Origin of the sequence: Bradyrhizobium sp. 1 (assembly GCF_023073315.1) — a bacterium.
Taxonomy (GTDB): domain Bacteria; phylum Pseudomonadota; class Alphaproteobacteria; order Rhizobiales; family Xanthobacteraceae; genus Bradyrhizobium.
Map to the genome: position 1 here is coordinate 613,958 of NZ_JADPJH010000011.1, position 26,110 is coordinate 640,067.

The 26,110-nt window shown below is 64.1% G+C and carries 26 protein-coding genes; 18 read left to right on the forward strand and 8 right to left on the reverse strand.

The features are described from left to right. Nucleotides 1-18: 18 nt before the first annotated feature. The gene (locus IVB29_RS08210) at nt 19-441 is read right to left on the reverse strand and encodes a PaaI family thioesterase (protein ID WP_247502887.1); all 423 of its coding nucleotides are present in this window, start codon (nt 439-441) and stop codon (nt 19-21) included. A 67-nt stretch (nt 442-508) separates the two neighbouring features. Further along, the gene (gene mutY, locus IVB29_RS08215) at nt 509-1,609 is read right to left on the reverse strand and encodes an A/G-specific adenine glycosylase (RefSeq protein WP_247502888.1); all 1,101 of its coding nucleotides are present in this window, start codon (nt 1,607-1,609) and stop codon (nt 509-511) included. 106 nt (nt 1,610-1,715) lie between these two features. Between mutY and IVB29_RS08220 the strand changes: the two genes are divergently transcribed. From IVB29_RS08220 to IVB29_RS08260, 9 genes are all read left to right on the forward strand, one after another. Continuing rightward, nucleotides 1,716-2,213 (forward strand): DciA family protein, encoded by a 498-nt coding sequence (locus IVB29_RS08220; RefSeq protein ID WP_247502889.1) that lies wholly within the window; start codon nt 1,716-1,718, stop codon nt 2,211-2,213. Nucleotides 2,214-2,351: 138 nt separating this feature from the next. Beyond that, entirely contained in the window at nt 2,352-3,008 is a 657-nt protein-coding gene (locus tag IVB29_RS08225) for a DsbA family protein (protein ID WP_247502890.1), read from the forward strand. Between the two features lie 217 nt (nt 3,009-3,225). Continuing rightward, nucleotides 3,226-6,690 (forward strand): chromosome segregation protein SMC, encoded by a 3,465-nt coding sequence (gene smc / locus IVB29_RS08230; RefSeq protein WP_247502891.1) that lies wholly within the window; start codon nt 3,226-3,228, stop codon nt 6,688-6,690. 60 nt (nt 6,691-6,750) lie between these two features. Continuing rightward, on the forward strand, nt 6,751-7,728 hold the full coding sequence (locus IVB29_RS08235) for a small ribosomal subunit Rsm22 family protein (RefSeq protein WP_247502892.1): 978 nt from the start codon (nt 6,751-6,753) through the stop codon (nt 7,726-7,728). A gap of 139 nt (nt 7,729-7,867) precedes the next feature. Then, on the forward strand, nt 7,868-8,428 hold the full coding sequence (locus tag IVB29_RS08240) for a LemA family protein (RefSeq protein ID WP_247502893.1): 561 nt from the start codon (nt 7,868-7,870) through the stop codon (nt 8,426-8,428). 33 nt (nt 8,429-8,461) lie between these two features. Next, a complete protein-coding gene (locus IVB29_RS08245; protein WP_247502894.1) occupies nt 8,462-9,697 on the forward strand; it encodes a M48 family metallopeptidase in 1,236 nt (411 codons plus the stop codon). Nucleotides 9,698-9,901: 204 nt separating this feature from the next. Beyond that, nucleotides 9,902-10,651, forward strand: coding sequence for a hypothetical protein (locus tag IVB29_RS08250; protein WP_247502895.1), 750 nt, complete (start codon nt 9,902-9,904; stop codon nt 10,649-10,651). Between the two features lie 62 nt (nt 10,652-10,713). Next, the gene (locus tag IVB29_RS08255; protein WP_247502896.1) at nt 10,714-11,382 is read left to right on the forward strand and encodes a hypothetical protein; all 669 of its coding nucleotides are present in this window, start codon (nt 10,714-10,716) and stop codon (nt 11,380-11,382) included. 83 nt (nt 11,383-11,465) lie between these two features. Then, the gene (locus IVB29_RS08260; protein WP_247502897.1) at nt 11,466-11,798 is read left to right on the forward strand and encodes a GIY-YIG nuclease family protein; all 333 of its coding nucleotides are present in this window, start codon (nt 11,466-11,468) and stop codon (nt 11,796-11,798) included. A gap of 5 nt (nt 11,799-11,803) precedes the next feature. Here the strand turns inward: IVB29_RS08260 and IVB29_RS08265 are convergent, their stop codons facing one another. The 5 genes from IVB29_RS08265 to petA form a co-directional block, all read right to left on the reverse strand. Beyond that, nucleotides 11,804-12,343, reverse strand: coding sequence for an adenine phosphoribosyltransferase (locus IVB29_RS08265; protein WP_092029062.1), 540 nt, complete (start codon nt 12,341-12,343; stop codon nt 11,804-11,806). Nucleotides 12,344-12,352: 9 nt separating this feature from the next. Next, nucleotides 12,353-14,518, reverse strand: coding sequence for an anthranilate synthase component I (locus IVB29_RS08270; RefSeq protein WP_247502898.1), 2,166 nt, complete (start codon nt 14,516-14,518; stop codon nt 12,353-12,355). 258 nt (nt 14,519-14,776) lie between these two features. Then, complete coding sequence (locus IVB29_RS08275) at nt 14,777-15,451, reverse strand: dienelactone hydrolase family protein (protein WP_247502899.1); 675 nt, start codon at nt 15,449-15,451, stop codon at nt 14,777-14,779. A 148-nt stretch (nt 15,452-15,599) separates the two neighbouring features. Then, nucleotides 15,600-17,672 (reverse strand): cytochrome b/c1, encoded by a 2,073-nt coding sequence (gene fbcH / locus IVB29_RS08280; RefSeq protein ID WP_247502900.1) that lies wholly within the window; start codon nt 17,670-17,672, stop codon nt 15,600-15,602. A gap of 62 nt (nt 17,673-17,734) precedes the next feature. Next, a complete protein-coding gene (gene petA / locus IVB29_RS08285) occupies nt 17,735-18,265 on the reverse strand; it encodes a ubiquinol-cytochrome c reductase iron-sulfur subunit (protein ID WP_247323891.1) in 531 nt (176 codons plus the stop codon). Between the two features lie 278 nt (nt 18,266-18,543). On the opposite strand from petA, the gene IVB29_RS08290 reads away from it, so the two are divergent. The 8 genes from IVB29_RS08290 (at nt 18,544) to IVB29_RS08325 (ending at nt 24,020) form a co-directional block, all read left to right on the forward strand. Then, on the forward strand, nt 18,544-19,002 hold the full coding sequence (locus IVB29_RS08290; protein WP_247502901.1) for a tRNA (cytidine(34)-2'-O)-methyltransferase: 459 nt from the start codon (nt 18,544-18,546) through the stop codon (nt 19,000-19,002). Between the two features lie 18 nt (nt 19,003-19,020). Next, nucleotides 19,021-19,653 (forward strand): 7-carboxy-7-deazaguanine synthase, encoded by a 633-nt coding sequence (queE, locus tag IVB29_RS08295; RefSeq protein WP_247502902.1) that lies wholly within the window; start codon nt 19,021-19,023, stop codon nt 19,651-19,653. A 17-nt stretch (nt 19,654-19,670) separates the two neighbouring features. Beyond that, on the forward strand, nt 19,671-20,036 hold the full coding sequence (locus IVB29_RS08300; protein ID WP_247502903.1) for a 6-carboxytetrahydropterin synthase: 366 nt from the start codon (nt 19,671-19,673) through the stop codon (nt 20,034-20,036). 129 nt (nt 20,037-20,165) lie between these two features. Further along, nucleotides 20,166-21,053 carry an oxygen-dependent coproporphyrinogen oxidase gene (gene hemF, locus IVB29_RS08305; RefSeq protein ID WP_247502904.1) on the forward strand — a complete coding sequence of 296 codons (888 nt, stop codon included), beginning with the start codon at nt 20,166-20,168 and terminating at the stop codon, nt 21,051-21,053. After that, on the forward strand, nt 21,044-21,793 hold the full coding sequence (locus tag IVB29_RS08310) for an HAD family hydrolase (protein WP_247502905.1): 750 nt from the start codon (nt 21,044-21,046) through the stop codon (nt 21,791-21,793). The genes hemF and IVB29_RS08310 overlap by 10 nt, the downstream gene beginning before the upstream one ends. A 335-nt stretch (nt 21,794-22,128) precedes the next feature. Continuing rightward, a complete protein-coding gene (locus IVB29_RS08315; protein ID WP_247502906.1) occupies nt 22,129-22,341 on the forward strand; it encodes a DUF2158 domain-containing protein in 213 nt (70 codons plus the stop codon). Nucleotides 22,342-22,652: 311 nt separating this feature from the next. Further along, the gene (locus IVB29_RS08320; protein WP_247502907.1) at nt 22,653-23,696 is read left to right on the forward strand and encodes a hypothetical protein; all 1,044 of its coding nucleotides are present in this window, start codon (nt 22,653-22,655) and stop codon (nt 23,694-23,696) included. A 114-nt stretch (nt 23,697-23,810) separates the two neighbouring features. Continuing rightward, nucleotides 23,811-24,020, forward strand: coding sequence for a DUF2158 domain-containing protein (locus IVB29_RS08325; RefSeq protein WP_247502908.1), 210 nt, complete (start codon nt 23,811-23,813; stop codon nt 24,018-24,020). Nucleotides 24,021-24,419: 399 nt separating this feature from the next. Here the strand turns inward: IVB29_RS08325 and IVB29_RS08330 are convergent, their stop codons facing one another. Continuing rightward, a complete protein-coding gene (locus IVB29_RS08330; RefSeq protein WP_247502909.1) occupies nt 24,420-25,226 on the reverse strand; it encodes a transporter substrate-binding domain-containing protein in 807 nt (268 codons plus the stop codon). A 196-nt stretch (nt 25,227-25,422) separates the two neighbouring features. Between IVB29_RS08330 and IVB29_RS08335 the strand changes: the two genes are divergently transcribed. Continuing rightward, nucleotides 25,423-26,079 (forward strand): uridine kinase, encoded by a 657-nt coding sequence (locus tag IVB29_RS08335; protein WP_247502910.1) that lies wholly within the window; start codon nt 25,423-25,425, stop codon nt 26,077-26,079. Nucleotides 26,080-26,110 lie beyond the last annotated feature (31 nt).

Here is a 26,110-nt window from a genome sequence, read left to right on the forward strand (position 1 = left end):
ACGGAGTGCGCAGCCAGACTACTTGCCCACCACCCTGGCCGCTTCCAGCAACCGCTCGCTCGCGCTGGCTGTTGCCAGCACCGTGCCGTCTTCTGCCATCAGCTTCGCCTCGACGAACGCAATGGTCTTGCCGAGCTGCGTCACCTTGGCCTCACCGATGATCGGGCCGGGCTTGGCGGGGTTGAGGAAATTCACGGTCATGCTGATCGTCGTGGTGTAGAGCCGGCCCTCGCTCATCACCAGCACGGCGGGGCCCATGGTGTCGTCGAGCATGGCCGAGAGCATGCCGCCCTGGATGAAGCCTGCCGGATTGCAGAACTCGGGCTTGCCCTCGAAGCCGAGCCTGATCCAGCCCTCTTCCGGGCGGGCATCGAGCAGGCGCCATCCGAGCAGCTCGGCACAGGGTGGCCTCTTGAAGTTGTCGAGCGCGGTCTTGACCATGCGAGCCTCCGTTGCTGCTTAGGGGTAGCGCAAGGCTGCTGACAGCTTGGTGTCAGCAGGATGGATCCTAGAGATCCAATCCGTGCGCGATGACCTTGCGCATGACGTTGGGCAGCGCTTCATCGGCAAGTGTCGCAATCGGCACCCAGCGCATGCCCGCGGGCGCACGGGTGCGGGCTTCGGCCCTGGCCGTGTAGACCACCAGCTCCAGCGGAAAATGCGTGAAGACGTGGGTGACGACGCCCAATTTGCGCTGCCAGCGCGACAGCCCCTTTAATTCAGGCGCCTGCTGCTTCGCCGTCGCGTCTTCCTGCCCGGCCAGCCAGTTCGAGCCCGGCACTTCCGTCATGCCGCCGAGCAGTCCCTTTTCCGGCCTCGAGCGGACAAGCAGCTCGTCGCCGCGCGTGACGATGAAGGCAGCACCGCGACGCAACGTTCCGCTCTTCTTCGGCGCCTTGCGCGGAAAGGTGTCCTGCGTACCTTGCGCACGCGCGGTGCAATCCTCAATGAACGGGCAGAGCGCGCAGGCAGGCTTCTTCGGCGTGCAGATCGAGGCCCCCAGATCCATCAGCGCCTGCGCGCTGTCGCCGGCGCGCGCGTTCGCGAGCAACGTTGCCGCCAACTGCTGGATCAGAGGTTTGGCCTGCGGGAGTTCCTCTTCAACGGCAAAGAGCCGCGACACCACGCGCTCGATATTGCCGTCCACCGGCATCGTATGACGGTCGAAGGCAATCGCGGCAATCGCCGCCGCCGTGTAGGGCCCGATGCCCGGAAGCGCGCGCAGCCCCTCCTCCGTGTCGGGAAACACACCGCCATGCTCGCGTGTCACGGCGACCGCGCAGGCGTAAAGATTGCGCGCGCGCGAATAATAGCCGAGCCCGGCCCACATCCGCAGCACATCGTCCTGCGAGGCGCTCCCTAGCGCGGTGACGTCAGGCCAGCGCGCGACGAATTTCTCGAAGTAAGGACCGACCGCCTTCACCGTGGTCTGCTGGAGCATGATCTCCGACAGCCAGACGCGGTAGGGGTCCGACGCCTCCCCGGGCATCGCGCGCCAGGGCAGACGGCGGTGATGGCGGTCGTACCATTGCAGAAGTGCGATCGGGCGCGACGAGGTCTCCGCCTGACCGGGTTCCGATTTCGCCTTCAGCGCGGATTTGGGGCTCATGCTCTCACTGTAGCGGCGTCACGCCGATCTCTCCACGTCATGCCCGCGCTCGTCGCGGGCATCCACGCCTTTCTTCGCGGATCCTCCCGGAGTGCTATAAGGGCCCATGTCCAAGCTTCCTCCCATCTACAAACCCGGTCCCATCAGCGCAAAACCGCTGTCGCTGCTGCTCAATGACGTCTTTGCCGAGGCCTATGCCAAGCAGGGATTTGCGGCACGCGAGCTGGTGACACGGTGGGCGCAGATTGCCGGGCCCGAGATCGCGGCGCATGCCGAGCCGCTCAAGATGCAATGGCCGCGGCCGGTCGAGGGCCAGCCGCAGGAGCCGGCGACCCTGGTGCTGCGGGTCGAGGGGCCGATGGCGCTGGAGATCCAGCACTCCGCCGACGTGATCCTGGAGCGGGTCAACCGCTTCTTCGGCTGGAGCGCGGTCGGCAAGCTCGCCTTCCGCCAAGCCCCCTTGTCACGTCCCCGCCGCCCCGTGCGGCCCGGCCCGCCGGACCCCAACAGCGTCGCCAAGGTGGCGGAGAGCCTGGGCGACATCGAAGATGAAGAATTGAAGACGGCGCTGGCGCGGCTCGGGGCCGCCATCAAGCGAAATTGAGCCTCATTTTGCGGCCAATCTGGGCCCGTGCCTACCGCGCGCCATTGCCTCAAACGACGTTTCAAGCTAGCGACGGGCCACCCGGGCGGGAACTCGACAAAACCCCTGGGCGAGACCACGCCAATTCGGGAGCCGACCTTGATCATCACCCGCCGCGCCTTCAATACGATGCTGTCGCTGACCGGGCTTGCCGCGCTCGCCGGGCTCTCGCCGCTGCGGTTCATCTCTGACGCCATGGCACAGGCCGCCTCCGAGGTCGCCAAGCCGGTCTCGCTGCCCGACATGGCGCTCGGCCCCAAGGACGCCGCCGTCACCATCACCGAATTCGCCTCGATGACCTGCCCGCATTGCGCGGCGTTCAACGAGCAGGTGTTCCCCAAGATCAAGTCGGAATACATCGACACCGGCAAGATCCGTTACATCTTCCGAGAGTTCCCGCTCGACATCAAGGCCGCGGCCGGCTCGATGCTGTCGCGCTGCATCGCAAATGGCGACGCGCCGAAATACTTTGCCGTCACCGACATGCTGTTCCGCCAGCAGAGCGACTGGGTGATGAAGAACACCACCGAGACCCTGACGCGGATCGGCAAGCAGGCCGGCCTCACCCAGCAGCAGGTCGAGGCCTGCCTGAAGGACCAGGCGCTGCTCGACAAGATCGCCGCAGACCAGAAATACGCCAGCGACATTCTCAAGGTCGATTCCACGCCGACCTTCTTCATCAACGGCGAGAAGATCAAGGGCGAGACCTCGTACGAAGATTTCGTCAAGAAGATCAATTCGCTGCTCAAGAGCTGATTTTCGCGCATCACGCCTGATTCGCATCTCGAAAGCCGTATCTTTCCCGTCATAAATCCCTTGGGAAAAGCGGCTTTCGCCGGTTGCCCTCGCGACGCACCGCGGCCATTGTCCGACCGCATGAGGCGCCTCGCGCGACTCGCCCGGATAGCGACATTGCCTTCCATGGTATTGTCCCGGCAGGGGGATTCGCGCCTGCCAACAGAGATGCGTGCTTATGAAAATCACCCGCCTGCGCCTTCACGGCTTCAAGTCCTTCGTTGAGGCCACCGACTTCGTCATCGAGCCCGGCCTGACCGGCGTGGTCGGACCGAACGGCTGCGGCAAGTCGAATCTCGTCGAGGCGCTGCGCTGGGCGATGGGTGAGACCTCGTACAAATCGCTGCGCGCCGCCGACATGGACGCGGTGATCTTCGCCGGCTCCGGCAACCGTCCCGCGCGCAACCACGCCGAAGTGACGATGACGATCGACAATACCGATCGCACCGCGCCTGCGGCAATGAACGACAGCCAGCTGCTCGAAATCTCCCGCCGTATCGAGCGCGAAGCCGGCTCGGTCTATCGCATCAACGGCCGCGACGTGCGCGCCCGCGACGTGCAGATCCTGTTCGCCGACGCCGCCACCGGCGCGCGTTCGCCGGCCCTCGTCCACCAGGGCAAGATCGGCGAGATCATCCAGGCCAAGCCCGAGCAGCGCCGCCGCGTGCTGGAAGACGCCGCCGGCGTCGCCGGTCTGCATGCCCGCCGCCACGAAGCCGAGTTGCGGCTGAAAGCGGCCGAAACCAACCTCACCCGCGTCGAGGACGTGATCGGCCAGCTCGCAGGGCAAATGGAAGGCCTGAAGAAGCAGGCTCGCCAAGCCGTGCGCTATCGCGAGGTCGCGGCCAAGGTCCGCAAGGCCGAAGCAACCCTGTTCCATTTGCGCTGGATCGGGGCGCATGCCGACGTCAGCGAGTCTGGCCAGACCCATGATCTCGCGGTGCGCGAGATGGCCGAGCGCACCCTGCACCAGGCTGAAGCCGCCCGCATCCAGGCGATCCGCGCCGCCGAAATGCCGGCGTTGCGCGATGCGGAAGCCCGCGCCGCCGCAGGCCTCCAGCGCCTGACCAATGCCCGCGAGCTGCTCGACCGCGAGGAAGAGCGCGCCAAGGAGCGGGTCGCCGAGCTCGAGCGCCGCCTCGCCCAGTTCGAAGGCGACATCTCCCGCGCCCAGCAGCAGACCATGGACGCCGACGTCGCGCTGCAGCGGCTCGACGCCGAAGATGCCGAGCTGAAGGAAGAGATCAAGTCGCGCGTCGAGAAGCGCTCCGGCGTCGACGAGCGCGTCGGCGAAGCCGAGGCGGTACTGACCGAAACCGAGCAGCAGTTCGCCGAGCTCACCACCGCGCTCGCCGACCTCACCGCCAAGCGCAATCAACTCGAAGCCAACGTCCGCACCCACCGCGACAAGCTCGCCCGTCTCGACCAGGAGATTTCGAACGTCGCCGCGGAAGAGCAGAAGCTCGCCGCCGAGACCGGTGGATTCGGCGATCTCGACGAACTGACCGCGACGGTCGAGACCGCGGAGCAGACACTGGCAGCTTCCGAAGCCGCGGCGCAGGCAAGCGAAGCCGCGCACGTTGCCGCGCGCCAGACGCTGGAATCCTCGCGCTCGCCGCTCAATGAGGCCGACAAGCGTGTGCAGCGGCTCGACACCGAGGCGCGCACGATCTCAAAAATCGTCAACGGCGAGACCAAGAATCTGTGGCCGCCGATCATCGACGGCATCACCGTCGACAAGGGTTTTGAAAAGGCGATCGGCGCTGCCCTCGGCGACGATCTCGACGCGCCGGTCGATCCCTCGGCGCCGATGCGCTGGACCAATGCCGGCGTCACCGACGGCGATCCGGAGCTGCCCGAGGGCGCAGTGCCGCTCGCCAACCATGTTCAGGCGCCGGCCGAGCTGACGCGACGCCTGGCCCAGATCGGCGTGGTGCCGCGCGAGCGCGGCGCCGAGCTGGTCTCGCAGCTCAAGACCGGCCAGCGGCTGGTCTCGCCCGAGGGCGACGTCTGGCGCTGGGACGGCTTTGTCGCCGCGGCTCATGCGCCCACCGGCGCCGCACGGCGCCTTGCCGAGCGCGCCCGTCTCGTCGACATCGAGAACGAGCTGGAGCAGGCCCGCATCGACGCGCAGATCAAGCGTGCGGCGCTGGAGAATGCCGAGTCCGAATTGCAGATGGCTGCCAGCACCGAAGGTGCCAGCCGTGAAGCCTGGCGCGCCGCGCAGCGCGAGCTGAATACGACGCGTGAGCGCCATGCCATGGCCGAGCGCGAGATCAGCCGCCACGCCGCGCGCAAGGCGACGCTGTCGGAAGCGCATAGCCGTCTTGCCGCCGACCGCGCCGAGGCCGAGGCCGCCTACGAATACGCCGAGGCCGGCATCAGCGAGCTGCCGTCGAGCGAGGACACCGAGACCCGTCTCGCCGCAGTCCGCAGCGACATCGAAGGCCATCGCCGCTTGGCCGCCCAGGTCCGCGCCGAGGCGCAGGCGCTGGCGCGCGAGGCTGAATTGGCCGATCGCCGCGTCCAGGCGATCCTCGCCGAGCGCACCGAGTGGCAGAACCGCAAGGAGAGCGCGGCCTCCCATATCGACACCATCCAGACCCGCATCACCGAGGTCGCGATCGAGCGCAGCGATCTCGAAAACGCGCCCGCCGTGTTTGCCGAGAAGCGCAGCGCGCTGATCACCGAGATCGAATACGCCGAGAACGACCGCCGCACGGCCGCCGACGCGCTCGTCACCGCGGAAACCGCGATGGCCGAGACCGATCGCGTCGCGAAGCTGACGTTAGAGGCGCTCTCCAGCTCGCGCGAGGCCACCGCCCGCGCCGAGGAACGCATGGAAGGTTCGCGGCGCCGGCTCGACGACATCGAGCGCGAGATCCGCGACATGCTCGAAGTCGAGCCGCAGGCCGTCGCCGGTCTGGCCGAGATCGAGCCCGGCGCGGAGTTGCCGCCGCTGCACGACATCGAGGAAGATCTCGAAAAGATGCGCCGCGACCGTGAGCGGCTGGGCGCGGTGAACCTGCGCGCCGAGGAAGAGCTGCGCGAGGTCGAGACCCAGCACACGAGCCTCGTCACCGAACGCGACGACCTGGTTGAGGCCATCAAGCGGCTGCGGCAGGGTATTCAGAGCCTCAACAAGGAGGCGCGCGAGCGGCTGCTGACCTCGTTCGAGATCGTCAACAACCACTTCAAGCGCCTGTTCGTCGAACTGTTCGGCGGCGGCGAGGCGGCGCTGCACCTGATCGAGAGCGACGATCCGCTCGAAGCTGGCCTGGAGATCATCGCAAAACCCCCAGGCAAGAAGCCGCAGACGCTGTCGCTGCTCTCGGGCGGCGAGCAGGCGCTGACCGCGATGGCGCTGATCTTCGCGGTGTTCTTGACCAACCCCTCGCCGATCTGCGTGCTGGACGAAGTCGACGCGCCGCTCGACGACCACAACGTCGAGCGGTACTGCAACCTGCTGCACGAGATGACCAGCTCGACCGACACGCGCTTCATCATCATCACGCACAACCCGATCACGATGGCGCGGATGAACCGCCTGTTCGGCGTCACCATGGCCGAGCGCGGCGTGTCGCAGCTGGTGTCGGTGAGCCTGTCAGAGGCGGTGGACATTCTCGACCAGAACGTGGCGTGATATCTCTGGCGTCATTCCGGGCCTCGCGAAGCGCGAACCCGGAATGACGCGAGGTTGTCGATGATCTCCCCCACCCTCCCCTCCGAATTGAAAGCCGCGCTCGACGGCAAGCTCCAGGGCTTTTCGCGCAGCGACGCTGCACAGCGGTCGCAGAAAATCTCGACCAATTATCGCTCCGGCGGCGGCTCCGGCACGATCAAGTCGGACGCCGATGCGCTCGCCTACGCGCTGGCGCGCATGCCGGCGACCTACGCCGCCGTCGCCGCGAGCCTGAATGCCCTGACCGAAATCGCACCAGGCTTCGCTCCGGAAACCCTGCTCGACGTCGGCGCAGGCCCGGGTACCGCGAGCTGGGCCGCTGCGGAGGCGTTTGCGTCGCTGCAGGATTTTACACTGCTCGATGCCAACGCCACGCTGAGCCGGCTCGCGCTCGAACTGGCCCGCGACAGCACGCGGCTCGCGGATTGCCGCTATTTGCCGGGCGATGCCAACGGTAACCTCGCTGAAGCTTCGCAAGCCGATCTCGTCGTTGCGAGCTACGTCATCGGCGAGCTCAGCGAGACCGATCAACGCAAGCTCGCAGAGGCGATGTGGGCGAAAGCGCGCCACGCGCTGATCGTGATCGAGCCCGGCACGCCCGCCGGCACCGCCCGCATCCTCGCGCTGCGCCAGCAATTGATCGCGGCTGGCGCCTTCGTCGCCGCGCCCTGCCCGCACGAAAAACCCTGCCCGCTCGTAGCGCCCGACTGGTGTCATTTCAGCCAGCGCCTGCCGCGCTCGCAGGCGCACCGCCAGATCAAGGGCGCCGACGTGCCGTTCGAGGACGAGCGCTTTATTTACGTCGCGCTCATCCGCACAGCGCCCGCGACCCGCGCCGCGCGTGTGCTGGCGCCGCCGGATGTCGGCAAGGCAGAGATCGCGGCAAAGCTCTGCACGGAGCAAGACGTCGAACTCGCCAAGGTCGCGCGGCGCGACAAGGCCGCCTATGCGAGCGCCCGGCGCTGGCGCTGGGGCGATGCCGTCCTGTCCGAAAGTTAACCTCGTTCCCCGCTTTCGCCTTGAACTCGGATGGCTCTCCATCCGACCAAATCGTACCTCTCCTCTGCGCCGGGGCTCTCGCTCCCCGCCAATTTGGTCTACCCTAGCGCCCGCCTTCTTCCCCCTTCAGGAGTTCTCCATGTCGACCGGCTGGATCGTCCTCGGCGTTATCGTCGTCCTCGTGTTCCTGGCGTTCAGCGCCTACAACCGCCTGGTGGCGCTGGGCCAGCGCGTCGGCCAGGCCTTTGCCGATATCGACGTGCAGCTCAAGCAGCGCCACGATTTGGTCCCGAACCTGGTCGAGACGGTGAAGGGCTATGCCTCGCATGAGCGCGGCACGCTCGACGAGGTCGTCAAGGCGCGCAACTCAGCGATATCGGCGCAGGGACCGGCGCAGGTGTCTGCCGCCGAGAACCAGCTCTCCGGCGCACTCGGCCGGCTGATCGCATTGTCGGAAGCCTATCCGGACCTCAAGGCCAACACCAACTTCCAGCAGCTCGCCAGCGAACTCTCCGACCTCGAGAACAAGATCGCGGCGAGCCGCCGTTTCTTCAACAGCGCGGTCCAGGAATACAACACCGGCATCCAGCAGATGCCGGCAGCCCTGTTCGCCGGCATGTTCGGCTTCACCAGGAAGGACTTCTTCGATCTCGGCGCCAGCCGCACCGAGGTCGAGGCCGCGCCTCAGGTGAAGTTCTGAAGTTGAGCCGATAGGCCGGCAGGGCAACGCGTCATGGCCGCGTATGGTCTCTACACGCACATCGCCTCGAACAAGTTTCGTTCGATGCTGCTGCTCGCCGGCCTGTTCGCGCTGGTCTATGTGCTGGTCTATGCCGGCGCACTGGTCGCCGAAGTCGTCATCAACGGCAATGAGACCGTCGTCTACTATCTGAGCCGCGCCTTCTATGATCTGAGGGTCGCCGCCCCGGTTGCGACGGTCGCGGCGGCGGTCTGGATCGTGATCGCCTATTTCTTCCACCAGTCGATGATCGACGCGGTGACCGGCGGCCACGACGTCACCCGGCAGGAGGAGCCGCGGCTCTATAATCTTCTCGAAAATCTCTGCATCTCGCGCGGCATCGCCATGCCGAAGCTGAAGATCATGGACAGCCCGGCGCTGAACGCATTCGCGACCGGCCTCAATCCCAGGCAATATTCGGTCACCGTCACCACTGGTCTCCTGAAGGCGCTGGACGACAAGGAGATCGAGGCGGTGCTGGGCCACGAGCTGACCCACATCAAGAACGGCGACGTGCAGCTGATGGTGGTCGCCGTCATCATCGCCGGCGTGGTCGGTTTCTTCGGCGAATTGTTCTTCCGCCTGTTCACTAATTTCAGCTGGAGCTCGGGTGGCGGCTCGTGGTCGTCGGGCTCCTCCTCGTCGTCGCGATCGTCCTCGTCATCGAGCGACAGCAAGAGCTCCGGCGGCGGCGCGGTCATCGTCATCATCATCGCGGTCGTGCTGATCGTGGTGGCCTGGCTGATGTCGCAGGTGGTGAAGCTCGCTTTGTCCCGTTCGCGCGAATATCTCGCCGACGCCGGCTCCGTCGAGTTGACGAAAGACCCCGACGCCATGATCTCGGCCCTGCGCAAAATCGAGAACCGCGGCGAGCTGCCGGGTGCGACCTCGGCGGTGATGGAGCTGTGCGTCGACAATCCGCGCGAGGGCTTTGCCGATTTGTTCGCGACCCACCCGTCGGTGCAGTCCCGCGTCGACGCGCTGGTCAAGTTCGCGGGCGGCCATGATTCCGGTCCGCTGCCGCCGCCCGGCTATGAGACGGAACAACCCGCAACGGAAGAGCCCGACGCACAGGCCAACCAGCAGGACACCCCGCCTTCGCTGCCGCAAGGTCCGTGGAACGATGCAGGCAGCCGGGCAAATCCGCCGCCGGTACCCGCGCCCAGCCGCTCAGGGACCGCAGCCGCCAATCCGATAGGCAATCCCATGGGTCCTTGGGGCCGCCACTAAGCGTGCGATCCGCCGTACCTTGCGGCCGGTTTCGCAGCGATCGGGAAAAACCTCGGGAATTGCCGCAACCGCGGGCCGAGGATTTGAATTCTCCCTTGTTTCTGCCATGTTCGCGCCCAACAGCAGACTTGGGACATCCTGGGACATCGATTTGGGGCCCGGCCGATTGCAGCCTGCAATCGGAGGGCGCGTTAGGGGACAGCAATGGCAAAGCCGGCAGTGGTTGTGGTGGGCGCGGACAAGGGCGGGGTCGGCAAGACCACGGTCTCGCGCACCCTGCTCGATTATTTTTCCGCCAACAACGTGCCGACCCGCGCCTTCGACACGGAATCGCCGCGCGGAACGCTGAAGCGCTTCCACCCTGATATCACCGAGATCGTCGACATGACGACGACCTCGGACCAGATGAAGATCTTCGACACGCTCAACGCGACAAGCCCGTCGGTGACCGTGATCGACGTCCGCGCCGGCCTGCTCTCGCCGGCGCTGGCCTCCTTGCGCGACATCGGTTTCCTCGACGCCGCCAAGGCCGGCCAGATCACCTTTGCCGTGTTCCACATCCTGGGACCTTCGATCGCCTCGCTCGACGAGATCGCCGAGACCGCAGGCTTCATGACCGGCGCAAAATATTTCCTGGTGAAGAACTTCATCAACGACACCCAGTTCTTCCAGTGGGACCAGGCGACCTATAATTCCTATTTCCACCGCATCAAGGATGCTACCGAGCTGACCATCCCCAAGCTCAACGAAATGGCCTATGAGCAGGTCGAGGTGTCCTCGGTCCCGTTCCTGAAATTTGTCGCCAACAAGGGCATCAACGACGAGGCCGCCAACTACTCCTTCGTGCTGCGCGGTTATGTCCGGCATTGGCTTGCAAACGTCTGGAGCGAGTTCGACCGCATCCGGCTGACCGACATCGTCGGCTCCAAGTCCGCCACGCGCAGCGAAAAATAGTTGCGCAAGCCGGGCGGATACGGCTGGATTGGGCGGCAAGTTCGCTCAGATAATAGTTCGTGATGCCCGCGACACCTCTCTACATCATCTGCTCGCCCCGCCCGCAGGTCGGCAAGACCCTGCTGGCGCGGCTGTTGAGCGAATTTTTGCTGCTCAAGAACGGCAACGTCACGGCCTTCGATGTCAATCTGAAGGAACCGTCGCTGCTCGACTATCTGCCAAAGATCACCGAGACCGCCGACGTCATCGACACCTACGGCAAAATGCAGCTGATGGATCGCGTCATCGTCGATGACGGCCTTGCCAAGGTGATCGACCTCGGCTTCCACGCCTTCGACGAGTTCTTCAAGATGACCGACGAGATCGGCCTGCTGAAGGAAGCGGCACGCCGCCACGTCGCGCCGATGATCATGTTCGTCGCCGATACCGACCGCGTCTCGACCCGCGCCCACGAGATGCTGCGCGACCAGATCCCGCGGATGAACTTGATCACCGTGGACAACGAACACATCGTGCGCGGCGAGCTGCCGGCCGTGATGGCCGCCGGGCGCGTATTCCGCCTCCCCGCCCTGCCCGGCTTCCTGAAGACCTATGTCGACCGCCAAAACTTCTCCTTCACCGGCTATCTGCGCCAGGAGAAGGACGCCTCTACCGAGCTGCACCAATGGACCCGGCGCAATTACCTCGCCTTCCGGGAGCTCGAGCTCAGCCTGATCCTGCAGCGGTCGTAAAATATTTTACCCGGATGATATTGACCTGAGGTCCCCACTGCCGTTACTGAGCTTTCGCAACAGGGTTCCTCAGCAAGGCCACCGTGGGTATCGACCGGAAAGCAGCGACCGCCGCCTACAAGGAGCGGAAGACCATCGCGGGCATCTACGTTGTCCGCTGCACGGCCTCGGGCGAGGCCTGGGTCGGCCAGGCGCCGAACCTGGAGACGATCCAGAACCGGATCTGGTTCTCGCTCCGCCAGGGCAGCCACACCTGCCACAGCCTCCAGGCCGCCTGGACCACGCATGGCGAGGCAGGCCTGACCTTTGGCGAATGCGAGCGTCTGGAGGATGAGAAGACCGCATATGTCAGGAACGCGCTGTTGAAGGAGCGCGTGCTGCATTGGCGGACTGAACTGAAGGCCGAGGCGATCTGACGCTCTCAGTGGCCGTCGAACGTCATCAGCGTGCGCACCGGCACGTCCATGGCGCGCAGCTTGGCGGCGCCGCCGAGCTCGGGCAGGTCGATGATGAAGCAGGCCGCGACCACGTTGGCGCCGATCTGGCGCAGCAGTTTAACTGCGCCTTCTGCGGTGCCGCCGGTGGCGATGAGATCATCGACCAGGATCACGCGCTCGCCGGGCGAGATGGCGTCGACATGCATCTCCATCTCGTCGATGCCGTATTCGAGCGAGTAAGCGATTCGCACGGTGGTGTGCGGCAGCTTGCCCTTCTTGCGGATCGGCACGAAGCCGGCGGAGAGCTGATGCGCCACCGCGCCGCCGATGATGAAGCCGCGCGCCTCCATGCCCGCGACCTTGTCGATCTTGTTGCCGGCCCAGGGATTGACGAGCTCGTCGACCGCACGGCGAAACGCGCGGGCGTCCGCGAGCAAGGTCGTGATGTCGCGGAACATGATCCCCGGCTTGGGATAGTCGGGGATAGCGCGGACGCTCGCCTTCAGATCGTGGTCCAAGGTCATCGGTGCCTCTCAATCAACGCGCGCATCCAGCCGGAAGGCGTTTTCTACAATACGCAGACCCACCTCATTGCCGAGCGACATCAGCGATTCCGGGTGGAATTGCACGCCGGCAACCGGCAGGGTCTTGTGCTCCAGCGCCATGGCGATGCCGTCCTCGGTGCTGGCCGTAACGGACAGAACCTCCGGCATGCTGTCGCGCTCGACGAAGAGCGAGTGATAGCGGCCGATCACGATCTCGTTCGGCAGATTGCGCATCAGCCGTCCGCCGCGGACCTGCACCCGCGAGGGCCGGCCGTGGGCGGGATGCGTGAGCTGCCCGAGCTCGCCGCCGAAATATTCGCCGATCGCCTGCACGCCGAGGCAGACGCCGAACACGGGCAGCTTCTTCTCCAGCGCCGCATCGATCGTCTTCTTGATCCCGAAATCCTCCGGGCGTCCCGGACCGGGCGACAGCACCAGCAAGTCCCATGTCTTTCGCTTGAGCATGTCGAGCGCATGCACATGGCGGACCACGGTGACGTCGGCGCCGACCTGGCGGAAATAATCGGCGAGCATGTGCACAAAGCTGTCGTCGTGGTCGATCAGCAGCACCTGCTTGCCCGAACCGGTCGCATCGGGCGCGAAGGTCGACAGCGGTTTTGGCGGATCGCCGCGCAGCGCCTGGAACAGCGCGGCAGCCTTGACCTGGCACTCGCGGTCTTCGGCGGCGGGATCTGAATCGAACAGGCAGGTCGCGCCGACGCGCACTTCGGCGAGACCATTCTTCATGCGGATGGTGCGGATGGTGAGGCCGGTGTTGATGCTGCCATCAAAGTTCACCGCGCCGATCGCGCCGGCATACCAACGCCGCGGCGAGCGCTCATGATCCTCGACGAACTGCATCGCCCACAGTTTTGGCGCGCCTGTCACGGTCACGGCCCAGGCATGGGTCAGGAAGGCATCGAGCGCATCGAAGCCCGGGCGCAGCATGCCCTCGACGTGATCGACCGTGTGGAAGAGCTTTGAGTAGGTCTCGATCTGCCGCCGCGCCAGCACCTTGATCGTGCCGGGGACGCAGACGCGCGCCTTGTCGTTGCGGTCGACGTCGGTGCACATGTTGAGCTCGAACTCGTCCTTCTCCGAGTTCAGGAGCTGGCGGATCTGCTCGGCGTCGCCGATCGCATCGCTGCCGCGCGCGATCGTGCCCGAGATCGGACACGTCTCGACGCGGCGCCCGTCGGAGCGCACGAACATTTCGGGCGAGGCAGAGACGAGGAATTCGCCCTCGCCGAGATTCATCAGCGCGCCGTAGGGCGACGGGTTGATGACGCAGAGCCGCTGGAACACTTCGGCCGGCGAGCGCTCGCAGGGCTCGGCGAACAGCTGGCCCGGCACGGCTTCAAAAAGATCGCCGCGTGCAAAGGCCGCGCGCGCAGTCTCGACGGTCGCCTGATATTCGCCGGGCGCGTGATCGGCAAAACCCTGGCGCGGCGTCTTGTGGTACGGGCTCTCGGCGGTCTCGTGCGGCAGGCCCACGGTGGATTGGCCCTTCCAGGCGAAATCGTAAGTGAGCACCACGCCGCGGCCGGTGGCGCGGTCGTAAGCGAGCAGGCGATCGGGCACATAGAGCACGATGTCGCGCTGGTCGCTCTCTCGCGCGCGCTTCTGCACGATGTCCTCGATCTGGAACACGAGATCGTAGGCGAAGGCGCCGAACAGGCCGAGCAGCCCGTCGTCATTGGCGGAGAAGGCGGCGACGAGATCGCGCACCAGCGACATCACGCTGGCACGCCGCGTGCGCTGGTCTTCCTCGATCGGCGCCTCGCCGCGGATGATGTGACCGGCCAGGCGCGTGGCGCTCTTGTCGGAGATCACGACGCAGGGCTCGCGCAGGACATCAGCGAGGAAGGCGATCAGCACCTGGCCGCGCGCGTTCAGCGCCTCCAGCTTGAAATTGATGCCTGTGGTCTCGAGCTTGAGCGGCGGATCGGAGAAGCCGAGGTCAAAGCTCTCGTAGCGGCCGGGCACGGTCGTGCCTGACGACAGCACCACGCCGCGGCGCCGGTCGAGCAGGTTGATGAGGTCGTCGAGCCGGTTGGCGCCGCCGGTAAACTGCTCCGCCACGCGCGTGATCGCGAGACCGCCGCGGGTCACGTAATCGCTTCGGGCCGGGAGGGCAAAGACTGTCCTGTTCATGTGGTCCTCTTACGAAACTTGCCGAGGGAACGCCACACAGGACAAACGATCAGGCCGCCGCACTGCGTGGGCGACCTCAGACGATTTTGGGAGAATAAATCGCACCGGCCACCTCTTAGGAGGTGCGCCACCAAAGACGGGATGGGCGGGCTGCGGTGCTCATGGGCGGATACTCACCATGGCGCGGGGACGGCGTCAAGATGCCCGCGAACTGCGGTAGCCCCGGATGGAGCGGAGCGCAATCCGCCCTACGAGCAACTACCCCAGATGCTTCCGGAAAAACTCCGTCGCCCGGCCCCAGGCGAGTTCGGCGGCTTCGCGGTCGTGCACGGCCTGGCGCTGCTCGTTGACGAAGGCGTGTTCGGCGTCATAGCGGAACAGCTCGAGCGACTTGCCGGCGGCCTTCATGCCTTTTTCGAAACCGTTGACCAGCTCCGGCGTGCACCAATCGTCCTTGTTGGCGAAATGGGCCTGCAGCGGGATCTTGACGTCGGCGGGCTTGGCGGCCTGCTCCGGCGGGATGCCGTAGAACACGACGCCGGCCGCGAGCTCCGGCACATGCACCGAGCCGATGATGGTGACGGCGCCGCCGAGGCAGAAGCCTGTCAGCCCGACCTTGGCGCCGTTGCGCGACAGATATTGCGTGGCGCCGCGCACGGTCTGGGTGGTGGCGTCCATGAAGTCGAGCGAGTTCATCTCTTTGCCGGCCGCGTCGGTGTCGTGATACGGCACCACCTTGCCCTTGTAGAGATCGGGCGCCAGCGCATCGAAGCCGGCCAGCGCGAAGCGGTCGCACAGGCCCTTGATCTGGTCCGACAGGCCCCACCATTCCTGGATCACGACCACGCCCGGCGCGTTGCCGCGCGCGGCGTTGGCGAGATAGCCCGAGGCGTCCTTGCCGTCCGGGCGCTTGAAGGTGATGGCGGTTCCCATGGTGTCCTCCGATGAGTTTCTGGGCGAGCGGTTGAAGGTATTTTGGCGGGTGAGCGAGCAATAGGCAATCGCACCAAACAACACACGCGCGTGTGCAACAAAAAAGCCCCCTTGCGGGGGCTTCTTCAACTGTCTCGCCTCACACCGCTCAGTGCGAGTCGGCCCAGACCTTCTTCTTGGTGAAGTACATCAGGCCCGCGAAGATGATCAGGAAGATGAAGACCTGGAAGCCTATGCGCTTGCGCGCTTCCATGTGCGGCTCGGCGGTCCACATCAGGAATGTGGTGACGTCCTTGGCATATTGCGCGACCGTCGCCGGCGAGCCGTCATCGTAGGTCACCTGGCCGTCGCTGAGCGGCTTCGGCATCTTGATGGCGTGGCCCGGGAAGTACTTGTTGTAGTACGAGCCCTCGGGGATGGTCACGCCTTCGGGGACCTTCTCCTCAAAACCCTGAAGCACCGCCGCGACGTAGTCGGGGCCCTGCTCCTGGTACTGAGTGAAGAAGTCGAAGATGAACCAGGGGAAGCCGCGGCCGTAGGAGCGCGCCTTGGTGATCAGCGACAGATCGGGCGGCGCTGCGCCGCCGTTCGCCGCACGGGCAGCCTGCTCGTTCGGGAACGGCGACGGGAAGTAGTCCGCCGGCCGGCCGGGGCGCTCGAACATGTCACCCGCATCGTTCGGGCCGTCCTTGATCTTGTAGTCGGAGGCGAACGCCGTCGCCTGCGCCACCGAGTAGCCGGGTCCGCCGGCTTCCGCGAGGTTGCGGAAGGCGACGTAAGACAGGCCATGGCAGCTTGAGCAGACCTCCTTGTAGACCTTCAGGCCGCGCTGGAGCGCGCCGCGGTCATAATGGCCGAAAGGGCCGGCGAACGACCATTTGTTGCCCGGCGGCCTGGTGCCGCCCTCCTCGGCGCGTGCGTCGCCGGCCGAGCCTGCAAACAACGCGCCTGCCAGGGCAAGCACGATCGCGGTCGAAACCATCGGCGTGGACCTGCTCCCGGTCTTGGCCAGGACCGCATCCGAGATCGAGTTCGGCACCGGCCGCGGCTTCTCGATGCGCGAGAGCAGCGGCAGCACGATCAGGAAGTAGGCGAAATAGCAGAACGTCAGGACCCGGCCGGCGATCACATAGATGCCTTCCGGCGGCTGCGCGCCGAGATAGCCGAGCAGGATGCAGACCGCGACGAAGATCCAGAAGAACTGCTTGGCCAGCGGCCGGTACTTCGACGATTTGGTCTTGGCGGCATCGAGCCAGGGCAGGAAGCACAGGATGATGATCGCCGAGAACATTCCGATCACGCCCGCGAGCTTGTTCGGGATCGAGCGCAGGATCGCGTAGAACGGCAGGTAATACCATTCCGGCACGATGTGCGGCGGCGTCACGCCCGGATTCGCCGGAATGTAGTTGTCGGCGTCGCCGAGATAGTTCGGCATGTAGAAGATGAACCAGGCGTAGAGCAGCAGGAAGCAGGCGACGCCAAAACCGTCCTTGACGGTCGCGTGCGGCGTGAACGGAACCGTGTCCTTTTCCGTCTTCGGCTCGACGCCATCAGGGTTGTTCTGGCCGGCGACATGCAGCGCCCAGACGTGGAGCACGACGACGCCCGCGATCAGGAACGGCAGCAGATAGTGCAGCGAGAAGAAGCGGTTCAGCGTCGGGTTGCCGACCGAATAGCCGCCCCACAGCAGCGTCACGATGCTCTCGCCGACATAGGGAATCGCGGAGAACAGGTTGGTGATGACGGTGGCACCCCAGAAGCTCATCTGGCCCCAGGGGAGCACGTAGCCCATGAAGCCCGTCGCCATCATCAACAGGTAGATGATGACGCCGAGGATCCACAGCACCTCGCGCGGCTCCTTGTAGGAGCCGTAATAGAGGCCGCGCAGCATGTGGACATAGACGGCGAAGAAGAACATCGACGCGCCGCAGGCGTGCATGTTGCGCAGCAGCCAGCCGTAATTGACGTCACGGACCAGAAGCTCGACCGACTTGAAGGCGAGATCGGCATGCGGCGTGTAGTGCATCGCCAGGATCACGCCGGTCAGGATCTGCATCCCGAGCATGAAGGAGAGGATGGCGCCGAAGGTCCACCAATAGTTCAGATTGCGCGGAGTGGGATAGACGACGAAGGAGGAATGGACGAGACCCATGATCGGCAGACGCCGCTCGATCCATTGCAGGGCCGGATTGCTCGGCTGGTAGTCGGATGGTCCGCTCATGATGCGATCCTGAGGAAATAATACGACGAGACGGCGCGAAGCTTCGGACGAGGGGCCGAAACTCAGCCGATCTGGATTTTGGTGTCGGAAACGAACTGGTACGGCGGCACCGGCAGGTTCGCGGGCGCGGGCCCCTGGCGGATGCGGCCGGACGAATCGTACTGCGAACCATGGCAGGGGCAGAAGAACCCGTCGTAATTGCCCTCATGAGCGATCGGGATGCAGCCGAGATGGGTGCAGATGCCGATCACGACCAGCCATTGGTCATGGCCGGACTTGACCCGGGCCTCGTCGGCCTGCGGATCGGGCAGGCTCGCCACGTTGACGGCGCGCGCCTCGTCGATCTGCTTCTTGGTGCGGTGGCTGATATAGATCGGCTTGCCGCGCCAGAACACCTTGATGTCCTGCCCCTCGGCCACCGGGCTGAGATCGACCTCGATCGGCGCACCGGCCGCGATGGTCGACGCATCAGGATTCATTTGAGAGATGAAGGGCCAGAGCGCAGCCGCGCCCCCTACTGCAGCAGCTGCCCCCGTTGCAACGAATAAGAAATCACGGCGTGTCGGATGGTCCGCCGAAGACGCTGTCGTCACGATTCCAACCCTTTCTTCTTATGCTGCCGGTGGAACCGCTCCGGGAGCCCCCAAGGTCCCCAGAACGATCTGCCGGCGCCCGCGGCCCCCCGCGGCGGCAGAACTTGGCTTGTCCCCGCCAAAACAAGGCGAAAACAGCAGTCCAGAATCATTCTATTGGCACCCTTGCCGGGCGAGCGCAAGCTCGCTAACGGCGTGGGGGCGTGCAATGCACGCATTCCGCGGCCAGCGATGTTTTATTGAGACATTTCCGGCCCGCACCGACCCCGATACAGCCTATGCAGATCGCACTTTTTCAACCCGACATCGCTCAGAACACCGGCACGATTCTCAGGCTCTGCGCCTGTCTGGGCATGGCTGCCCATATCATCGAACCGGCGGGCTTCCCCGTCTCCGACCGCTTGTTCCGCCGGGCGGGAATGGATTACCTCGACCATGTCAGCCTCATCAGGCACGACTCCTGGTCGAAATTCGAGGACTGGCGCGCGGCACAGGGCACCCGCCTGCTGCTGTTCACCACCAAGGCCGCCACCGATTACCGCGATTTTCATTACCAGACGTCGGACATCCTGCTATTCGGGCGCGAGAGCGCCGGGGTCACCGACGCGGTGGTCGAGGCCGCGGATGCGCGGCTGGTGATCCCGATCACTCCGGGGCTGCGGTCGCTCAATGTCGCCATGACCGCGGCGATGGCCGCAGGCGAGGCGCTGCGGCAGACCCGGAACCCGCACGTCTGAGATGTTGAGGAGAGACGATTGAGTTACGCGGTCAAGGAGATCTTCCTGACCCTGCAAGGCGAAGGCGCCCATGCCGGGCGCGCGTCCGTGTTCTGCCGTTTTGCCGGCTGCAACCTCTGGAGCGGCCGCGAAGCCGACCGCGAGAGCGCGACCTGCAAATTCTGCGACACGGATTTCGTCGGCACCGATGGCACGCTCGGCGGACGCTATGCAACGGCTGCGGAACTCGCCGACACCATCGCCGCGCAATGGACCGCCTCCGCCGACAACCGCTACGTGGTGCTGACCGGCGGCGAGCCGCTGCTCCAGATCGACACCGACCTGGTCGACGCGCTCCATGCGCGAGGTTTTGAGATCGGCGTCGAAACCAATGGCACGATCGGCGCGCCCGCGGGGCTCGACTGGATCTGCGTCAGCCCCAAGGGCGGCAGCGAGCTGGTCCAGCGCCGCGGCCACGAATTGAAGCTGGTCTATCCGCAGGCCCTCGCCGCGCCCGAGACTTTCGAGGACCTCGCCTTCGAGCGCTTCTCGCTCCAGCCGATGGACGGCCCCGACGTCATCAAGAACACCGCACAAGCGATCGACTATTGCCTGCGCCATCCGCAATGGCGGCTCAGCGTGCAGACGCATAAATCGCTCGGCATCAGATAGGATTGGTTTTCGGACAGATGTGGGAATTGACGAAATCGTTCCGCTTCGAGGCGGCGCATTCGCTGACGGGAACGACCTTTGGCGCGGCGAGCGAAGAGATCCACGGCCACTCCTTCCGCGCCGAAGTGACCGTGCGCGGCACACCCGATCCCAAAACAGGCATGGTGGTCGACCTCGGTCTGCTCCAGCGCGCCATCGAGGATGTGCGCGTGATGCTGGACCACAAGTTCCTCAACAAGATCGAGGCGCTCGGCAACCCGACGCTGGAAAACCTGTCGCGCTTCGTCTGGGAGCGGCTCGCCCCCATCGGCAAGCTGACCCGCGTCAGCATCCACCGCGACAGTTGCAACGAGAGCTGCACCTATTACGGTCCGCAGGGATAATTACGATCTCGGTCTTGTAGGGTGGGCAAAGCGGAGCGTGCCCACGGTTCAAGACAACGGTGAGAGATGGTGGGCACGGCGCAAGGGCGCCTTTGCCCACCCTACGGCAGGTTCGTTCGGGAATAGAATATGGACGTTTCAACGATCGAACACCGCAAGAGCCGCGCCCGCAGCTGGTTCGAGACCCTGCGCGACGATATCTGCGCGAGCTTCGAGCTGCTGGAGGACGACGCACCGCAAGGCCTCTATCCCGGCGAGGCTGGCCGCTTCGCGCGCACGCCCTGGCAGCGCACCGATCACTCTGGCGCGGCCGGCGGTGGCGGCGTGATGTCGATGATGTCCGGCCGGCTGTTCGAGAAGGTCGGCGTGCACTGCTCGACGGTGCATGGCGAATTCGCACCCGAGTTTCGCGCACAGATCCCGGGCGCGGCGGACGACCCGAAATTCTGGGCTTCCGGCATCTCGCTGATCGCGCATCACCGCAATCCGCACGTCCCCGCGGTGCACATGAACACGCGCTTCGTCGTCACCACAAAAGCCTGGTTCGGCGGCGGTGCCGATCTCACGCCGGTGCTGGATCGAAGGCGCACGCAGGACGATGCCGATACGCTCGCCTTCCACGCCGCGATGAAAGAGGCCTGCGACCAGCCCAACGGCGTCGCCGATTACGACAAGTACAAGAAATGGTGCGAGGAGTATTTCTACCTGCCGCACCGGAAAGAGGCGCGCGGCGTCGGCGGCATCTTCTACGACTGGCACGACAGCGGCGACTGGGACGCCGACCTCGCCTTCACGCAAGCTGTCGGCCGCGCCTTCCAGAAGATCTATCCCGACATCGTCCGGCGCAATTTCGCGACGAGCTGGACCGCTGAGGATCGCGAGGAGCAATTGATCCGCCGCGGCCGCTATGTCGAATTCAATTTGCTCTACGACCGCGGCACCATCTTCGGGCTCAAGACCGGCGGCAACGTGGACTCCATCCTGTCGTCGCTGCCGCCGGAGGTGAAATGGCCATGACCACCGCAATGAGGCCGCTGCCGCGCGCCATGCTGATCGACATGGACGACACCATCCTGTCGGCCTATGGCCGCCCCGAGATCGCCTGGAACACGATCACGAACGAATTTGCCGAGGAGCTTGCGCCGCTGCCGCCGCAGCAGGTCGCGACGACGGTGCTCGCCTTCGCGCGAAACTTCTGGGCCAATGCGGACGCCTCGTGGCGGATGAAACTCGCCGAAGCGCGGCACCTGACGGTGAAGGGCGGCTTCGCTGCGCTTGCAGCCGCCGGTCACCGCGCCCTGCCCGACGATCTCGCCATTCGCCTCGCCGACCGCTTCACCACCTATCGCGAGGAAGCGATCTTCGTCTTCCCCGGCGCGCATGATGCGATCGACGCGTTCAGGGCCCGCGGCATCAAGCTCGCGCTGGTCACCAACGGCGCTGCCGACATGCAGCGCGCCAAGGTCGAACGCTTCGAGCTGACCCATCGCTTCGACCACATCCAGATCGAGGGCGAGCACGGTTTCGGCAAGCCCGAGGAGCGCGCCTATCTGCACGCGATGGAGGCGCTCGGCGTCACCGCGGAAGACACCTGGATGATCGGCGACAATCTGGAATGGGAAGTCGTGACGCCGCAGCGCCTCGGCATCTATGCGATCTGGATCGACGTGCATGGCGACGGCCTGCCCGAGGGATCGACCATCAAACCCGACCGCATCATCCGCTCGCTGACCGAACTGGTGCCGGACCGGCCGTGACAACAAAATATCGAAAACAACCCCATGCACAGTAGCCGGCTGATGCAAAATCAATGGCTTGCGGATTTTACGAAATCGCTTGACCCGTCGGGCAAAACAGGCGCATGATGCCATCATCGCGGCGCATGGGAGACAAGCCCTTGCGCAGGCCATCCGACAGTCACGCTTGCCTCCCGCAATGGACCGCTCCGGCTTGAAACACCGTCATCGGCGTTTCAGTAGTCCGGCAGGCTGACGCGCGCTGTCGCAGCACTTCCACTGATCCCGCAGCCCGCGATCGGCATATCATGCCGGCTTGCGAGCTTCTCTCGTCAATCAACCCAAGAGGACCATCCATGGAACTGAAAGTCGGCGATATCGTCATGCTGAAATCCGGCGGGCAGCCGCTCACCGTCGCGGAAATAAAGGGCGACAACGTGCTCTGTCTCTGGATGGGCGCGGAAGGCGATTTGTTTCGCGAGACGCTGCCGCTCGCCGTGCTCGAGCAACTGGAAGAATTGGACGAGGATGAAGACGACGAAGATGAGGACGACGAAGACGAGGAGTAGAGGCGCCTAAAGCCGCATCCTGAGATCGGAACGCTCTGCTCCGGCGCGCCTGATGTCCGCTTATCCGCCATAACGGCGCGATAGCGGGCATCACTGGATGTCAAGTCGCTCGCTGCTAACCTGGATCAACGAAGCGGGCGCAACGTATCTGGATTCACCTACGGATACGTTCAGCGCGATTTCGGCGAGTTCGTGCCGCGCGATTTCCGACAGCTCCCCTGCCTCACTTGGCGTGAACTGCTTCACAATCCGCAAGCCGGGATTGCGGTACCCTTGCTCCATGGGGCGTGGAGTGAGAGTTGGAGGCAGCAATGGAGCAGGACCTTCCAAAGGACGCAGCGCAAACGCAACCCCCAGCCGGCGCATCGGGCGCGTGGCAGAGAATTCAATCCTGGGACAGCCGCCTGTCGGTCACCAAGGGATTGACGGCGGTCACCTTGCTGACCGGTTTCCTGGGCGGATACTTCCAGTATCTGAATTCCTACGAGCAGAAGGTCGGTGAGCAAGCCAAGGCCGACATGCAGAAGGCCACGGACACCTTCATCGAGATTTCAGACGCATTCGCCGAAGTGCAGATGCTGCAGGAGAGCATTCTGCCGGAGCGGCTCGGCTCGATGAAGGCGCAAGCAAGTCCCGCCTTCATACCCGTGGACACGAAGACGCTCGAACCGCTCGCAGACTATTGGAAGGCACGATCGGCCTTGCGGCGCAACGGCGCGATCTTTGCGCGCAAGGCAGAAATCTACATCGATTGGCCCAGCGACATGGAACGCGATGCCGCGGCCGAGCACACACTGGACCAGGATCCCCTGACGGCAACGTTGCTCACGAAGTATAATTTCGACTGCGAGTCCGAGGCTAATCTTCCGCAGTTCAAGGGCGCAGCCTCCAACGGAAGCGACCCGGGGCGTCCCAGCGAAGAACTCTGCAACGACCCGACCGCCGACGGGCTGAAGGCCTATGTCCCCCTCTGCGCCAGGCTACCGGGCGGCGCGATCGATCCCCTGCAGAAGGTCGTCGCCCTCAACTGGTGGAGCGCCAAGCACCACGTTCTGGTGATGAACCATTGCTTCGAGGCGCTGCGCGGCCAACCGACCGCGCTGGCATCGAACGGCGATGCCCCGAACGACCGCAAGGCGGACGTGAAGCCGCCCATCAGCAACGAGCAAAGGCTGCAGTTTCAGGCCCGTCGGCTCGATGCCTTCATGACGCTGACTATGGCGCAGCTGGACCGTATCAGGGTGCGCTACCGGCCCACCGGCTTTGTCTGTCACGTCCCCCTGGTGCGCGACGCGGTCAATCGGTTCAGCAGCCAGTGCCTGCCGATACAGCCGGCCAGGAACGAACGCAGCTGACACCGGCGCACAGGTCCTGCGGATTTTCCCCGCGCGCCAATCCCGCGTGATCGGCATGTCATGACCGCTTGCTAGCGTGCCGTCCGCGTCGATCAACTCGAAAGGGACAAATCCATGGAATTGAAAGCCGGCGATGTCGTGATGCTGAAATCGGGCGGCCAGCCGCTGACGGTCGCCGAGGTCAAGGGCGACGACGTGCTCTGCCTCTGGATGGGCATGGAAGGCGATCTGTTCCGCGAGACGCTGCCGCTGGCAACTCTCGTGCAGGTGGAAGAAGACCACGATGAGGATGAGGACGAGGAGGATGAAGACGACGAGGAGTGAGCGGGTCCAGAACGCGTAGGATGGGTTGAGCCCTTGCGAAACCCATCGCTTCATCATTGCGAGGCTTGATGGGTTTCGCTTTCGCTCTACCCATCCTACGAGCTTCGCCAGAACATGCTTGACCGGGTTTGTACGCGGTCATGACGGAATGCTGCCACGAAACAACAGCGATGGGTTTCGCAAGGGCTCACCCATCCTACGAGCTACGGGCTGTCACCGCAATTCAGGACTGTCGCGGTAATTCCATGGCGGACACTTTCTCCGAAAGAGAATCGACGGTCACCGTAATCCACAGCTCCTAAAGCGCGATGAGATTGGGATGAATCGTCATCGCGTTTTAGGTTGTTGTTTGCGCATGATCTTTTCGGAAAACCGCTTCGCACTTTTCCGGATCATGCTCTAATGCCCGGCCTTGGGTCCCAGGTATTTCTCGTAGATGGCCTCAAAGCTGTGGTCGTCCTTCATACTCGTCAGCGCTCGATCGAAATTGGCAATTACTTTTGAATAATCATGTTGCTTGTTGAATGCCAGATAACTTTGAATCTCGTCGATGCCTGGAGACAGTTCCCTTATCTTGTCCAGATATCCCTTGTTGCGCGCGGCGTCGAGGACGACATGCCGGTAGCCGATCGCCAGATCGATCCTCTTCAGGGAAAGCATGCCAACGAGGCTATCGACATTGTTGGTTTCGACAATCGTCGACCATACCCCTGCCTTGAGTGCGCTATCGACCTTGAGGCCGTAACTTGTGCCCCTGATGATCCCGATTCCAAGCCCTCCCAACTTGCCGATGTCGCCGTCAAACTTCACATCGGAATCGGCAGGGACAAAAAACGCCAGCACCTGGGTGATGACCGGGACGTTGGTGTAGGTGAGAAACTCATTTCGCTCTGGCAGCTTGAAAACGGAGAATATTCCGTCGACACGACCGCTGCGGACTTCCGCCAGGCAACGTGCCCAGGGCATCACCTGAACTTCAAGCGGCTCGCCAGTCCTTCGAAGGGCTTCGGTCACGACATCGACAAGTATTCCGGACGGCTTGCCATCCTTGACATAGGCTGTGGGCGAACTGTCGGCGGCCACGAGGACAAGGCCGGCGGGATACGCATTGCCGCAGCCGGTTAAGGCGATCGCAAGGGCGAACAGGAAGGATCTCAGCGAACCAGCACCTTTGGCTGAATTCCGGATGCGCTGATGTCGCATCATGTTGAACTTTCGCGGCGCAGGCTCACGCGCAAATCGAAATCACGCGCGAATCTCGCACTTCCGCGCGGAGTTGACAAGCGCAAAGGGATTTGGAACGGGATTACGGTGGGAGCTGGAATTACGGTGACGCTGCACTCAATTGACCCGCTCCGCTTAGCGCGGACCTGGGTCTCGGCGCCTCGATCGGTGAACCCAAATGGAAAAGAGAAGACAATTACTAGCCGCGTTGGCCAATCGCCTTTTCTTGACGTCGCCAGATTTGGCAGTTCGCGTGGCCATCGACGGGGTCGACGGTGCCGGAAAGACCACATTCGCCGATGAGCTCGGAGCCGTCCTCGCAACCATGGGGAGGCCTGTCATTCGAGCATCGGTCGACGGATTTCATAATTCCAAGGCGATCAGATATCAGCGAGGGCGACATTCACCGGAAGGGTTTTTCGAGGATTCCTACAATTACTCGGCGTTGAAAGAATATTTGCTGGACCCGCTCAGCCCCGGTGGTTCTCGCCGGTATCGTCGAGCATTCTTCGATCATGAGACCGACGCCATTGTTCCTGCCAATGATTTGGAGGCACTGCCGTCTTCCGTCCTGCTGATAGACGGCATCTTTCTGCATCGCCCCGAACTGCTCGCCTATTGGGACGCTTCAATCTTCCTTCGAACAGACTTTGCTGTGTCCGTTGCGCGGTGCGCTTCACGCGATGGATCGTCACCCGACCCTGCGGCTCCATCGAACCGACGCTACGTCGAGGGACAGCGGCTCTATCTTCACGGCTGCCAACCGGAAGCGAAGGCTACAATTGTAGTCGACTACAACGACCTCTCAGCGCCCTCGATCGTCCGATCTCGCTGATCTCGCGGACAATCTGTAACGCCTGCGTCAC